Origin of the sequence: Saccharothrix deserti (genome assembly GCF_009769385.1) — a bacterium.
GTDB lineage: Bacteria > Actinomycetota > Actinomycetes > Mycobacteriales > Pseudonocardiaceae > Actinosynnema > Actinosynnema deserti.
In genome coordinates this window covers 496765-509807 of the sequence record NZ_VKAB01000002.1, presented here as the reverse complement: position 1 = coordinate 509807, position 13043 = coordinate 496765, and the positions used below count along the sequence as shown (strand labels likewise).

The window sequence follows — 13043 nt, the reverse complement described above, 5'->3', positions numbered from 1 at the left end:
GTCACCCTCGCAGCCGCGTCATCTTGGGGTCGAACAAGGGCTCCTCGGCGACCGTGGCCGGGATGCGCCGGTCGAAGTAGCCGATGTGGAGCGTGCGGCCGGGCTCGGCCAGGTCGGCGGGCAGCCACGCGTAGGCGATGCCGGTGCCGACGGTGTAGCCGTAGGCCGCGCTGGTGACGTACCCGACGGGCGTGTCGCCGTCGTACACGGGCTCCTTGCCGAGCACGTGCCCGTCCAGCGTGAGGCACGTCAGCTTCCTGGTTGGTTCGCGGGCCGCGAGGGCCTCCCGGCCGACGAACTCCGGCTTGGCCTGTTTCACCGCGAACCCGAGCCCCGCCTCGTACGGGTCGTGCTCGTAGGTCATGTCCGTGCCGAACGACCGGTAGCCCTTCTCCAGCCGCAGGCTGTTGAACGCCCCGCGCCCGGCCGCGATCACGCCGTGTTCCCCGCCCGCCGCCCACAGCGTGTCCCACAGCTTCAGGCCCATGTCGGCGGTCGTGTAGAGCTCCCAGCCCAGCTCGCCCACGTAGGACAGCCGCAGGGCGGTCACCGGGACGTTGCCGACGAACCCGCGTGCGCCCCGGAAGTACTTCAACGCGGTCAGGTCCAGGTCCGTCAACGGCTGCACCAGATCGCGGGCGCGCGGCCCCCACACGCCGACGCAGCACGTGCCCGCGGTGATGTCGCGGACCTGCACGGTGCCGTCGGCGGGCAGGTGGCGGTGCAGCCAGTCGAGGTCCAGCGCGCCGTTCGCGCCGACCTGGAAGACGTCCCGCGCCAGCCGCGCCACCGTCACGTCGCTGCGGATGCCGCCGTCGTGGTCGAGCAGCAGGCAGTAGGTGACCGACCCGACGGACTTGTCCACGTCACCGGTGACGAGGCGTTGCAGGAACGCCGCCGCGCCAGGGCCGGTGACCTCCAGCCGCTTGAGCGCGGTCATGTCGAACATCGCCACGGCCTCGCGCGTCACCTGCGCCTCGGCGGCGACGATCGGGGACCAGTACCGCGCCGCCCACTCGTCCGGCTCGGGGATGTCCCGGCCCTCGACCAGACCCGCGTTCGCCTCGTACCAGTGCGGGCGCTCCCAGCCGTTCGCCTCCAGGAACACCGCGCCCAGCTCCTGCTGCCGGACGTGGAACGGACTGGCGCGCAACGGCCGCGGCTCCTCCATGGGCTGCAACGGGTGCTTGATGTCGTAGACCTCGACGAAGTTCTGACACCCACGCTCCACGACGAACTTCGGCGCGACCTGGTGCGCCTCGAACCGGTTCACGTCGCACTCGTGCAGGTCGAACGACGAGCAGTGGCCGTCGACCAGCCACTCGGCCATCGCACGGCCGACACCGGCGGAGTGGGTCACCCAGACGGCCTCGGCGACCCAGAACCCCTTCACCTCGCGGGAAGGACCGAGCAGCGGCATGTCGTCGGTGGTGAAGGAGAACAGGCCGTTGATGCCCTCCTCGATCTTCGCCTCACGGGTGGCGGGCAGCAGCGCGTGGGTCTGCCGCCACGCCTCGGCGAAGTCCTCCTCGGTGAACGGCATCACGGACGGCATCACGTCCGCCGCGTCCACGCCGAGGATGTCGTCCACGGACACCGGCATCGGGCGGTGCCCGTAGTAGCCGATGCCGATCGCGTCGTACCGCTCCCGGTAGTACAGGTCGGCTTCCTGGTGCCGCAGGATCGGCCGCCGCGCCTCGGTCGTCTGGCCGGCCAGCGGTGCGACCTGCCCCGTCCACGCGAGCTGGTGGGCCAGCGGGACCAGCGGCAGCGTCATGCCGACCATCCGGGCGATCCTGGGACCCCAGATCCCGGCGCAGCACACCACGACGTCGGCGGGCAGCTCGCCCCGGTCGGTGACCACGGCGGTGACCCGGTCGCCTTCGACGAGGACGTCCAGAACCTCGGTCCGGTCGAGCACCTTGACGCCGCGCGACCGCGCCCGGCCGATCTGCGCGTCCACCGCCCGGACCGCCTTGGCCAGGCCGTCGGTCGGCACGTGCAGGCCGCCCAGGACCTGGTCGCGGTCGAGCATGGGGATCAGCTCCAGGCACCGGTCCGCGTCCACGACGGCCGCGTCGATGCCCCAGGAGGTCGCCCAGCCGTGTCGGCGGTGCAGGTCGGTCAGGCGTTCGGGCGTGGTGGCCACCTCCAGACCGCCGACCTGGAGGAAGCACGGCTCGCCGTCGACGGACAGGGTGTTGAGCTTGTCGACGGTGTAGCGCGCCATCTCGGCCATGGCCTTGCTGGGGTTGGTCTGGAACACCAGGCCGGGCGCGTGCGACGACGACCCGCCGGGCGCGGGCAGCGGCCCCTGGTCCACGACGGTGATGTCGTCCCAGCCGCGGGCGGACAGCTCGTCGACCAACGCCGCCCCGACGACGCCCGCTCCGACCACCACGACCCGGGGTCCGACCATGCCATCCTCCAAGGGGTGCGCTATTCGCAACAGCATGCAGGCTACGCAACAGAAGCGTTGCTTCCGGGGTGAGCTGTGTCAAGACCCTGTCCGCCTGAGGATCGTGATCACCCCGTGCCGGGCGCACAACGCGGCAAGCCCTCCCCGACCTGGAGAGGGCTTGCCGCGGGCGGGAACCGGCGCAGACTTACGCCACCCGGTACCGGGCCCAACGGCGAGCCGCGTTCGTGGCGGGGGTGCCCGCGAACCTGCGCTCCCACAAGCGGAGCACGGATGCGGCGAACGCGGTGATCGCGTCCGGTGGCGCGTCGGCGAAGCCGTCGAACTGCCGGGCCCACTTCTCCGCTTGTTCGGGACCATGGCCGTCGGCCACGAGTCGGATGACCAGGAAGGCCGGATCAACCCATGCCGCACCGGTCCGCCACCAAGCCCAGTCGATCACGCGTGCCCGGTCCGACACGAGGAAGTTCGCCGGGTTGAGATCCGAGTGGATCAAGTGCGAACCGCCCATGTGCGCGGGCGAGCGGGCGGCCCACGTGACGAGTAGGTCGGCGTTCGCAGCGGACCACGGGGCGGCATCAGGGGGCGGCGGAGACTCGATCTCCGTCTTCAGCGCCCGTGCCCACTGCTCGGGCATCGAGCGCTGTGCGATGGAAGCCGGGGGCGCGGAGACGCGGCTGATCTCCTCCACCGCGTCCGCGACGGCAGGCAAGTCCGGTGAATCAGGGGACAGGTCGGCGTGCTGCCCGGAGACGTGCTCGAACGCGAGCAGCAGCCAACCGTCCGCCTCGACATGCCACAGCAGGCGCGGAGCGAGCCGTTCGGGCAGGAACGGGCTCACGGTGATCTCGCTGCGATGCATCCGCGCCAACGGCGAACCCGTCGTGATCCCCTTGCAGAACACCCGACCGGACCCGGTTGACAGCGTCACCGCCAACTCGGAATTCCGACCTCCGACAGGCGACTCCGCCGCCAGCGCCGCCCCGGTCCTGTGCTCAACGGCTCGCCTCACGCCGACTGGCAAGCCGTCCCAATCACGACGATGTAGGTCTCCGGCGGCGCAGGGCGCTTGAGGAAGTCTTCTCCGGACCGCACGAGCGCGCGGTAGCCGAATGCGAGCTCCTGGTCGATCAGCGCGACGACGTCGGTCAGGCCGAGCCCGCGCCACTCCCGGTAGGCGATCATCGCGAGAGGGGCTTCCCGGTCAGGCCAGTAGGCGAAGGCCCAGCCATCCCTGGCGATGTAGTCGAGCCACTCTTCGAGCAGGTTCGAGTCCATGTCCACGGTGGCGGTCATCGCGGGAGGTCCAGGCTCGTACTGGTGATCACGTCGACCATTTCCATGCTCTTCACCTCCGGGAGCAGAGTGAGGCGGGCCTTCGGCCGCGGCCGGCTCCGGCAACTCGCCGCTGCGGTCGGACGTTCGTCTGGACGCGCTCGTCGCTGTGGTTGCAAACCGTATAGCACTTCGCGAACAGTTGCAAGGTTGGTGGGCGGTGAACCGTAAAGCCTTACGGGTAGAGTTCGGCTAGACGGGTGACGGCGTCCGCGCAACGCCTGAAGCGCTGAGGAGGCTTCGTGACCAGCAATGACACGTGGGTGAGCGTCTCGACGGACTACGTGAAGCCGCGGGTACGGGGTGACCGGGACGCGTGGACCCAAGAGGCCGCGTCCTACGGCCGTGCGGGTTCGCAGCGGCTACGCGAAGTCGCAGAGGTCGAGCCACCGCCGGCTGTGGCGGAAGCCCTCGGGGTGTCCGCTGGTGAGTCGGTCGTGGTACGTCGGCGCGTGATGCTCCTTGACGGACGGCCTGTTGAGCTGACGGACTCCTACTACCCGACGGCGGTTGCCCGCGGGACCCGTCTCGCAGAGGCCCGGAAGATCCCAGGTGGTGCGCCGACTCTGCTGGCCGATCTCGGCTATGAGTTGCGCTATGTCGATGAGGATGTGTCGGCGCAGCTCGCCACTGATGACGAACAGCGTCTTCTCGGTCTTGTCGGACCCGAACCGGTGATCGTCCTTTTCAGGGTCGCTACTACGACCGACGGTCGGCCTGTCGAGGTCAGCGTTATGACCATGCTTGCCGCAGGCCGACACCTGCGGTATCGACTCACGATCGGGGAATGAGATGGCCAAGCGCCGTGATGGTCGCCCGCTGCACCAACAGGTGGCGGCGTCCATCCGGGCTCAGATCATGAGCGGTGAGCTGGCCCCTGATGCCCAGTTGCCGTCTACGGCTCAGCTCGTTCAGCGCTACGCGGCGTCCAATCCGACGATTCAAAAGGCGCTGGCTGTGCTCAAGGATGAAGGATTTCTGCGCAGTCACCCTGGCAAGGGTGTGTACGTGCGTGAGCGGCATCCCTTTATCGTTGAGGTCGCCAACTACTTTGCTCCGGCTCCACGTGGATACTCTTACCGACTTCTCGATGTTGCAGAGGTGACGCCGCCGGTCGACGTGGCCGAAGCGCTCAACGTACGAGAAGGTCAGAAGGTGATCCTCCGTCATCGATTGTTGTTGCACGATGACGAACCAGTGGAAATCTCCTGGTCGTACTACCCGGCCGAGCTGGCGACCGATACGCCGCTCGCGGGACGGGGAAAGATTCGCGGCGGGGCTCCGAACGTGCTGGCCGGTCTCGGACATCCTCAGCGGGAGTTCGCTGATCGATTGTCAGTGCGCCAGCCGACAACTGAAGAGCTGGAAATGTTGGACCTTCCGGACGAAGTGCCGGTGATCCGTCAGTTTCGAGTCGTCTACTCCGAGGGTAATCGACCTGTCGAGGTTTCAGTTCTCATCAAGGGCGGTCACTTGTATGAACTGCTCTACCGTCAATCAATACTTGCGACGGACGAGTCGAGTTGACGGGTTGATTGCGGCAGTTCTTCGACGAGCATGACGCGAGGGGTCTTCCGCGAGTGCGGAAGACCCCTCACTGCGTCCCTCTCTACGAGGGTCCACTCAGGACGTGGCCGGCAGCCACGCCTTCACCTTGTCGGCGTTGGCGTCGACCCACTTCTTCGCCGCCGCGTCCGGCGACATCTTCTCCTCGGCGATGTACTTCGCCACGAGGTTCTGGTCGTCGTTGGTCCACTGGAAGTTCTTCACCAGCTGGAACGCCGGCCCGTTCGCGTCGGCGAACTTCTTGGCCACGATCTTGTCCAGGTCGTAGTCCGGGTAGTCGCAGGCGATCTTCTCCGGATCGGCGTCACACCCCGCCGTGTAGGGCGGCAGCTTCACCTTGACCAGTTCGATCTCGGCGAACAGCCACTGCGGCGAGTAGAAGTAGCCGATGACCGGCGTCTTGTTCTGCTCCGCCTGCCGGAACGCCTGGATCAGCGCGGTCTCGCTGCCGCCGTAGACCACCTTGTAGTTCAGGTTGAGGTTCTTGACCAGGGACTCGTCGTTGGTGACGAACGACGGGTCGCCGTCGAGCAGCTGGCCCTTGTCACCGGACTCCGAGGTCTTGAACAGGTCGGCGTACTTGTTCAGGTTGTTCCAGTCGGTGATGTCCGGGTGCTCCTTGGCCAGCCACGGCGGCACGTACCAGCCGATCTGCCCCTGCACCCCGGTCGACCCGGCCGACACCGCGGTCTTCTGCTCGTCGATGTACTTCTTCTTCAGGTCGTCGTGACCCCAGTTCTCCACCACCGCGTCGACCTCGCCGGTGCCGAAGCCCTGCCAGGCCACCTCTTCCTTGAGGTCCTTCTTGGTGACCTTGCAGCCCAGTTCCTTCTCCGCCACGTACGCCAACACCGCCGCGTTGGCCTCGTAACCCACCCAGGGGTTGATGGCGATCTTGAACTCGCCGCAGTTCCCCGAACCGCCCTGGGACGACGTCTCGCCGATCTTGGCCCCACCGCACCCCGACAGCGCCAGCGCCGCCGCGACCGCGCTGATCCACACTTTTTGGCGGACGGCGCGAACCCACTTGTCCCGTGTCACTTGGCCTCCAACCCGTTCGAAAAAAATCACTGGGAGCGCCGCGCCGCCGCCTGGGTGAGACGGTCGAGCATCACGCCGAGCAGGACGATCGCGACCCCGGCCGCGAGGCCCTTGCCGTACAGCTGTGCCTGGGAGAAGCCCGCCACCACGTCGTAGCCGAGGGCGCCGGCGCCGACGAGACCGCCGACCACGACCATCGACAACACGTAGATCAGCCCCTGGTTGGTGGCCAGGGTCAGGGCGTGCCGGGCCATCGGCAGCTGCACCTTGGTGATGAGCTGCCACGTGCTCGACCCGGCCGCCGTCGCCGCCTCGACCGTGGTCGGCGAGACCGACCGGATGCCGTCGGCCACGACCTTGATCGCCACCGGCGCGGCGAACACGACCGCCGCGACGATCGCGGTGAACCGGCTCGCGCCGAACAACGCCAGGAACGGCACCAGGTAGACGAACGCGGGCATCGTCTGGCCCGCGTCCAGGCCCGGCCGCAGCACCCGGTCCACCATCTGGTTGCGGCCCATCCACACGCCGACCACGACCCCGAGCGCCATCACGATCGCCGTGGCGACGATGGTGGACGCCAGGGTCGCCATCGCGTCCGCCCACAACCCCGTTCCCACCAGCAGCAACAGGCACGCCGCCGAGACCAGGGCCGCGCGCGCCGAGCCGATCAGCGCCGACACCGCCACGACCAGCGCCGCCAACAGCCACCACGGCGATTCGGTCAGCAGCATCTGCAACGGGTCGATCAGCACGAGCGTGACGACGTCCTTGATGCCGCCGGTGACCGGCGACAGGTTCGTCTGCACCCAGTCCGTCACCGTCGTCGCGGCCTGCGCGATCGCCGGGCCGACCGACACGTCCGGCGGGAACTCCGCCGCCCACAGGTAGGTGGTCGAGAACCAGACCGCCACCAACGTCAGCGCGCCGCCGACGATCAGGACGACCCGGCGCACCAGCGTGGAGGTGGGCCGGGTGTCCAGGCGCGCCCGTTCCGCGCGGGCGCCGGCCGCGGTGGTGACCCGGTCCAGGACGATGGCCATCACGACGATCGCCAGACCCGCGTTGAACGCCGTGCCGACGTCCAGCGTCTGCAACGCCTTCACCACCGTCTTGCCCAGGCCCGGCGCGTCGATCAGCGCGGCGATGGTGACCATCGACAGCGCCGCCATGATCGTCTGGTTGATGCCCAGCACGATGGTGCGCTTGGCGGCGGGCAGCAGCACCTTGACGAGGGTCTGCCTCCTCGTCGCGCCGAGGGATTCGCTGGCCTCGACGGTGTCGTGCGGGGCGGAGCGGATGCCGTGCGCGGTGAACCGGATCGCCGGGGGAGCGGCGTAGACGATCGTGGCGATCGTGGCGGAGGCGGGGCCGATGAGGAAGATCAGGGTCAGCGGCGCCAGGTAGACGAACGTCGGCATCGTCTGCATGAAGTCCAGCACCGGCGTGATCAACCGGTTGAACCGGTCGGACAGCCCGGCCCAGATCCCCAGCGGCAGGCTGAACAGCAGCGCGATCACCACCGCCGACAGGGTCAGCGCCAGCGTGTCCATGCTCTCCTGCCACAGCCCCTGCAGGCCGAGGAACGCGAAGCCCGCGGCGGCCGGCAGCGCCACCCGCCAGTTGGCCACGGCGTACGAGACGTAACCGACGATCGCGACCACGCCGAGCCAGCCGATCAGCGGCACCGGCCGCCCGAACGCCGGTTGCGCGATCACGGCCTGGACGAACGTCACGAACTCGTCGACGACCAGCCGGATCTCGTTGAAGAAGTACAGGAACAGCGGGTTGGTGTTGCGGCCGGCGCCGAGCGCGTCGTTGAAGTCGTTGACGGCGTGGTGCAACGGGGTGAGCTGGGACGCGCCGAGCGACAGCGTGTGCAGCCCGCGCAGCACCACCCACAGCACCAGGAACGCCGCCAGCGCGGCGATCAGCAGCACACCGCGGCTCGGGCGCCGCGCCAGGACGCGGGGGAGTGCGAGTGCCGTCATCCCTCACCCGCCACCGAGGCGAGGATCTCCTCGTGGCCCACGACGCCGAGCAGTTCGCCGTCCCGCACGACCTTGACCGGCCGGTCGGCCGCGAGCACCGCCCGCACCGCCTCGCGCACCACCACGTGCGGCCCGAACTCCGGACCGTCCAGCACGTCGTCCGGCCGCGCCGGCCGCATGATCCACTTGAGCGTGAGCACGTCGGCCCGCGGCACGTCCCGGACGAAGTCGCGCACGTAGTCGTCGGCGGGCGCGCCGACCAACTCCTCGCCGGTGCCCGACTGGACGGCCTTGCCGTCGCGCATGATCAGGATGCGGTCGCCCAGCTTCAACGCCTCGGACAGGTCGTGCGTGATGAAGACCATCGTCTTCCCGACCTCGCGGTGCAGCCGGATCACCTCGTTCTGCATGTCGCGCCGGATCAGCGGGTCCAGCGCGGAGAACGGCTCGTCGAACAGCAGCACGTCCGGGTCGCCGGCGAGCGCGCGGGCCAGCCCGACCCGTTGCTGCATACCGCCGGAGAGCTGGTCGGGGTAGGAGCGTTCGCAGCCGCCGAGCCCGACCAGGTCGATGACCTCCTGCGCGCGCTCGAGCCGGTCGGCCTTGCGCACGCCCCGGATCTCCAGGCCGTAGCAGACGTTGTCGATCACCCGGCGGTGCGGCAGCAGGCCGAAGTGCTGGAACACCATGGAGAACTTGCTGCGGCGCAGCTCGCGCAGCCGGCGCGGGTCGGCGGCGAGGATGTCCTCGCCCTCGAACACCATTTCGCCCGCGGTGGGTTCGATGAGCCGGGTCAGACAGCGGACCAGGGTGGACTTGCCGGAGCCGGACAGTCCCATCACGACGAACACCTCGCCGGGCGCGATGTCGAAATCGATCCCGCGCACGGCGGCGGTGCACCCGGTCTTGTCCATCAGCTCGCGCCGCGACAGGGCGGACAGCTCGGGCGATCCGGGCACCCGTTCGGCCTTGGGGCCGAAGACCTTCCACAGTCGGCGCACGGAGATCACGGGTTCGGTCTTCACGGTCGTCGTGGGCTCGGCCAGTTCGGGCGGTGCGGCCACGGTTCACCTCTTCCGGGTGTGCTTCCGTGTTGCGTATCGTGCACTGCGCTTCTTTTGATGGAACAGAATCGACCGCACAAGGGTCGAGCGTCAAGGGTGCGGGTGTTTCGAGCCGGTTAGGAATGGGCTGGATGAGGTCAGGACCGGGTTGGAAGGCCGTGCCAGCCCAGCCGGCGCGAGATCTGCCCGGCCGCCTCGACCACCTTCGCCACGACGGCGGGGATGCGCTCGGCCGGGATGCGGAACGTCGGCCCGGACGCGCTGACCGACCCGACCACCTCGCCGTCCGGTCCCGCGATCGGCGCGGCGATGGCGGTCAGGCCGATCTCCAACTCGTCCACCGCGACCGCGTACCCGTCCCGTGCGGCGGCTCGGACCTCGGCCTCCAGGGCGGCGACGTCGGTGTTGGTGCGGTCGGTGAAGCGGCGCAGCGGCTCGGCGGTCAGCTCGGCGAACCGCTCCTGCGACACGTGCGCCAACAGCACCTTGCCGTTGGACGTGGCGTGCAGCGGGATGCGCTGGCCGACCCAGTTGTGCGGTCTCAGCGCGGCGGTGGCGGCGACCTGGTCGAGGTAGAGCGCCTCGTGCCCGGACAGGACGGTGATGTTCACCGTCTCGCCCAGCTCCTCGGCCAGCCGCAGGATCACCGGTCTGCCCCGCTGGACGATGTCCAGGCGCGCCGTGGTGGCCCCGGCGAGCTGGAGCACACCCATGCCCAGCCGGTACTTGCCCCGCTCGGTGTTCTGCTCCACCAGCTCGTGCAGTTCGAGCGTGGCGACGAGGCGGAACGCGGTGGACTTGTGCACGGCGAGCATGGCCGCGATCTCGGTGACGCCGAGTTCGCCGTGCCGGGCGAGCAGGGAGAGCACCGTCAGCGCGCGGTCGACCGACTGGATCGTGCTCGCGCTGGACTCGCTGTTGCTCATAACGCACTACTTTGCACTATCCGAACCCTGGGTGTGCCGGTAGAACGGTGTCTTCGCAGGTTGGAGCGGTGTGTTCCCCAGGATCAGGTCGGCCGCCTTCTCCGCGACCATCATCACGGGCGCGTAGATGTTGCCGTTGGTGACGTAGGGCAGCACCGAGGCGTCCACCACCCGCAGGCCCTCGACGCCGTGCACCCGCATCGACGTCGGGTCGACCACGGCCATCTCGTCCACGCCCATCTTCGCGGTGCACGACGGGTGGTAGGCCGTCTCGCCGTCGCGGGCCACCCAGTCCAGGATCTCCTGATCGGTCCGGACGCCCGGCCCCGGCGACAGCTCGCCGCCGCTGAACTCGGCGAACGCGGGCTGGGCCAGGATGTCCCGCGCCACGTTGACCGCCTCCACCCACTCGCGCCGGTCCTGCTCGGTGGACAGGTAGTTGAACCGCAGGGCGGGGTGCTGCTCCGGGTCGGCTGACTTGATCTTCACGGTGCCGCGGGCGTCGGAGTACATCGGTCCGATGTGGACCTGGTAGCCGTGCTCCGCGCCGACCGGCGTGCCGTCGTACCGGACCGCGATGGGCAGGAAGTGGAACATCAGGTTCGGGTAGGCGACCTGGTCGTTGCCCCGGACGAACCCGCCGGCCTCGAAGTGGTTGGTCGCCGCCGGGCCGCTCTTGTTCAGCAGCCACTGGAGCCCGATCGCGGGCCGGTTGCGCAGCTTCAGGGAGGGGTTGAACGAGATGGGCTTCGTGCAGGCGTGCTGGACGTAGACCTCCAGGTGGTCCTGCAGGTTCTCGCCGACGCCCGGCAGCTCGTCGACGACGTCGATGCCCAGCGGGCGCAGCTCGTCGGGGTTGCCGATACCGGACAGCTGGAGCAGCTGGGGCGTGTTGATCGCGCCGCCGCTGAGGATGACTTCTCCCGCGTGGACCTCGCGGGTTCCCCTGCCCGGCCGGCTGTACTCGACGCCGACCGCGCGCTTGCCCTCGAACAGCACGCGGTGCACCAGGGAGAAGCACTGCACGGTCAGGTTGGGGCGGCTCTTGACCGGGTGCAGGTAGGCGCGTGCGGCCGACCACCGCCGACCGTTGCGGATGTTGCGGTCGAACCGGGCGAAGCCCTCCTGCCGGTAGCCGTTGACGTCGTCGGTGAGCGGGTGACCGGCCTGCTGGACGGCTTCGAAGAACGCCTGGAACAGCGGGTTGGTCGCCGGGCCGCGTTCGAGCGTGAGGGGACCGCTGTCGCCGCGCCACTCGTCACCGCCGGCCAGGCAGTTCTCCATCCGCTTGAAGTAGGGCAGGCAGTGCGCGTAGTCCCAAGTGGACATACCGGGGTCGGCGGCCCAGCGCTCGTAGTCCATCGGGTTGCCGCGCTGGAAGATCATCCCGTTGATCGAGCTGGAGCCGCCCAGCACCTTGCCGCGGCCCTGCGTGATGCGGCGGTTGTTCATGAAGGGCTCGGGTTCGGAGACGTACTTCCAGTCGTAGAAGCGGTTCCCGATGACCATCGTCAGGGCGGCGGGCATGTGGATGAACAGGTCCCAGGTCCAGTCGGGGCGGCCCGCTTCGAGCACGAGCACCGAGGTCGACGGGTCCGCGGACAGCCGGTTGGCCAGCGAGCTGCCCGCCGATCCGCCTCCGACGATGATGTAGTCGTATCGCTGGTCCAAAGCGGTCCTCCCGAGCGGTTGTTGCGCAGGGATCAACACGTCTCGTCATGCGAACCATGTGAAGGCTAGCTGCGGGCCTGGCTCACCTCAAGGGTTGACGCTGTGACGACCGTCGGGTCATGCTGTTGCACATCGCGACCAGTGTGCCGGATAGTGCAACAGCGGAGGTCGTATGGCGAACACCGACTTCGTGCTCACACTGACCTGCCCCGAGCGGCCCGGCATCGTGCACGGTGTCTCGGGGTTCCTGGTCGAGCACGGCTGCGACATCGTGGACAGCCGGCAGTTCGACTCCCGCCTGAGCGAGCGCTTCTACATGCGCGTGCACTTCGCCGTCCGCCGGGAGCCGGTCACGTTCGACCGGCTGCGGCAGTCGTTCGCGAAGGTCGCCGCCGCCTACGACATGGACTGGCGGATGGACGACGCCGAGGCGCGGCCCAAGGTGCTGCTGATGGTGTCGAAGTCCGGCCACTGCCTCAACGACCTGCTCTACCGGTGGCGGACCGGCCAGCTGAGGATCGACATCCCGCTGATCGTGTCCAACCACCCCGACTTCGAGCCGCTGGCCCGTTCCTACGGCATCCCGTTCGAGCACGTCCCGGTGACCAAGGACACCAAGCCCGCCGCCGAGGCGCGGCTGCTGGAGCTGGTCGCCGAACACGACGTGGAACTGGTCGTGCTGGCCCGGTACATGCAGGTGCTCTCGGACGAGCTGTGCCAGAAGCTGGACGGCCGGGTGATCAACATCCACCACTCGTTCCTGCCCAGCTTCAAGGGCGCCAAGCCCTACGCGCAGGCGTTCGACCGGGGCGTGAAGGTGGTCGGCGCGACCGCCCACTACGTGACACCCGACCTGGACGAGGGGCCGATCATCGAGCAGGAGGTCATCCGGGTCGACCACTCGCTCGGCCCCGACGAGTTGGCCGTGGTCGGCCGCGACGCGGAGTGCATGGCGCTGTCGCGTGCGGTCCAATGGCACGTGGAGCGTCGGGTGCTGCTGGACGGGCACCGGACCGTCGTCTTCCGCTAG

General features: G+C 68.7%; 11 protein-coding genes. 3 read left to right on the top strand and 8 right to left on the bottom strand.

Features of this window, described 5'->3' with window-relative positions; translation table 11 throughout:
* Window position 1: 1 nt before the first annotated feature.
* The 3 genes from FM051_RS17030 to FM051_RS17020 all read right to left on the bottom strand — a co-directional run bounded on the left by FM051_RS17030 (window position 2) and on the right by FM051_RS17020 (window position 3715).
* The gene (locus FM051_RS17030; protein WP_158844001.1) at window positions 2-2419 is read right to left on the bottom strand and encodes a GcvT family protein; all 2418 of its coding nucleotides are present in this window, start codon (window positions 2417-2419) and stop codon (window positions 2-4) included.
* A gap of 187 nt (window positions 2420-2606) precedes the next feature.
* The gene (locus FM051_RS17025) at window positions 2607-3350 is read right to left on the bottom strand and encodes a phosphotransferase (RefSeq protein WP_158843999.1); all 744 of its coding nucleotides are present in this window, start codon (window positions 3348-3350) and stop codon (window positions 2607-2609) included.
* A gap of 77 nt (window positions 3351-3427) precedes the next feature.
* On the bottom strand, window positions 3428-3715 hold the full coding sequence (locus FM051_RS17020; RefSeq protein WP_158843997.1) for a hypothetical protein: 288 nt from the start codon (window positions 3713-3715) through the stop codon (window positions 3428-3430).
* Window positions 3716-3996: 281 nt separating this feature from the next.
* On the opposite strand from FM051_RS17020, the gene FM051_RS17015 reads away from it, so the two are divergent.
* Together FM051_RS17015 and FM051_RS17010 are read left to right on the top strand one after the other, a co-directional pair.
* The gene (locus tag FM051_RS17015; protein WP_158843995.1) at window positions 3997-4545 is read left to right on the top strand and encodes a GntR family transcriptional regulator; all 549 of its coding nucleotides are present in this window, start codon (window positions 3997-3999) and stop codon (window positions 4543-4545) included.
* A 1-nt stretch (window position 4546) separates the two neighbouring features.
* Complete coding sequence (locus tag FM051_RS17010; protein ID WP_158843993.1) at window positions 4547-5281, top strand: GntR family transcriptional regulator; 735 nt, start codon at window positions 4547-4549, stop codon at window positions 5279-5281.
* A 96-nt stretch (window positions 5282-5377) separates the two neighbouring features.
* Here FM051_RS17010 and FM051_RS17005 read toward each other — a convergent pair whose 3' ends face one another.
* The 5 genes from FM051_RS17005 to betA all read right to left on the bottom strand — a co-directional run bounded on the left by FM051_RS17005 (window position 5378) and on the right by betA (window position 12013).
* Window positions 5378-6361, bottom strand: coding sequence for an ABC transporter substrate-binding protein (locus tag FM051_RS17005; RefSeq protein ID WP_158843991.1), 984 nt, complete (start codon window positions 6359-6361; stop codon window positions 5378-5380).
* 26 nt (window positions 6362-6387) lie between these two features.
* Window positions 6388-8352 (bottom strand): ABC transporter permease, encoded by a 1965-nt coding sequence (locus tag FM051_RS17000; protein ID WP_158843989.1) that lies wholly within the window; start codon window positions 8350-8352, stop codon window positions 6388-6390.
* Complete coding sequence (locus FM051_RS16995) at window positions 8349-9416, bottom strand: quaternary amine ABC transporter ATP-binding protein (RefSeq protein WP_158843987.1); 1068 nt, start codon at window positions 9414-9416, stop codon at window positions 8349-8351. Before FM051_RS16995 ends, FM051_RS17000 begins: the two co-directional genes overlap by 4 nt.
* A gap of 137 nt (window positions 9417-9553) precedes the next feature.
* Window positions 9554-10342 (bottom strand): IclR family transcriptional regulator, encoded by a 789-nt coding sequence (locus tag FM051_RS16990; protein ID WP_158843985.1) that lies wholly within the window; start codon window positions 10340-10342, stop codon window positions 9554-9556.
* Between the two features lie 6 nt (window positions 10343-10348).
* On the bottom strand, window positions 10349-12013 hold the full coding sequence (gene betA / locus FM051_RS16985) for a choline dehydrogenase (RefSeq protein WP_158843983.1): 1665 nt from the start codon (window positions 12011-12013) through the stop codon (window positions 10349-10351).
* Window positions 12014-12185: 172 nt separating this feature from the next.
* Here betA and purU point away from each other — a divergent pair, with 172 nt between their 5' ends.
* Window positions 12186-13043, top strand: a complete 858-nt coding sequence (gene purU, locus FM051_RS16980) for a formyltetrahydrofolate deformylase (RefSeq protein WP_158843981.1) — start codon at window positions 12186-12188, stop codon at window positions 13041-13043.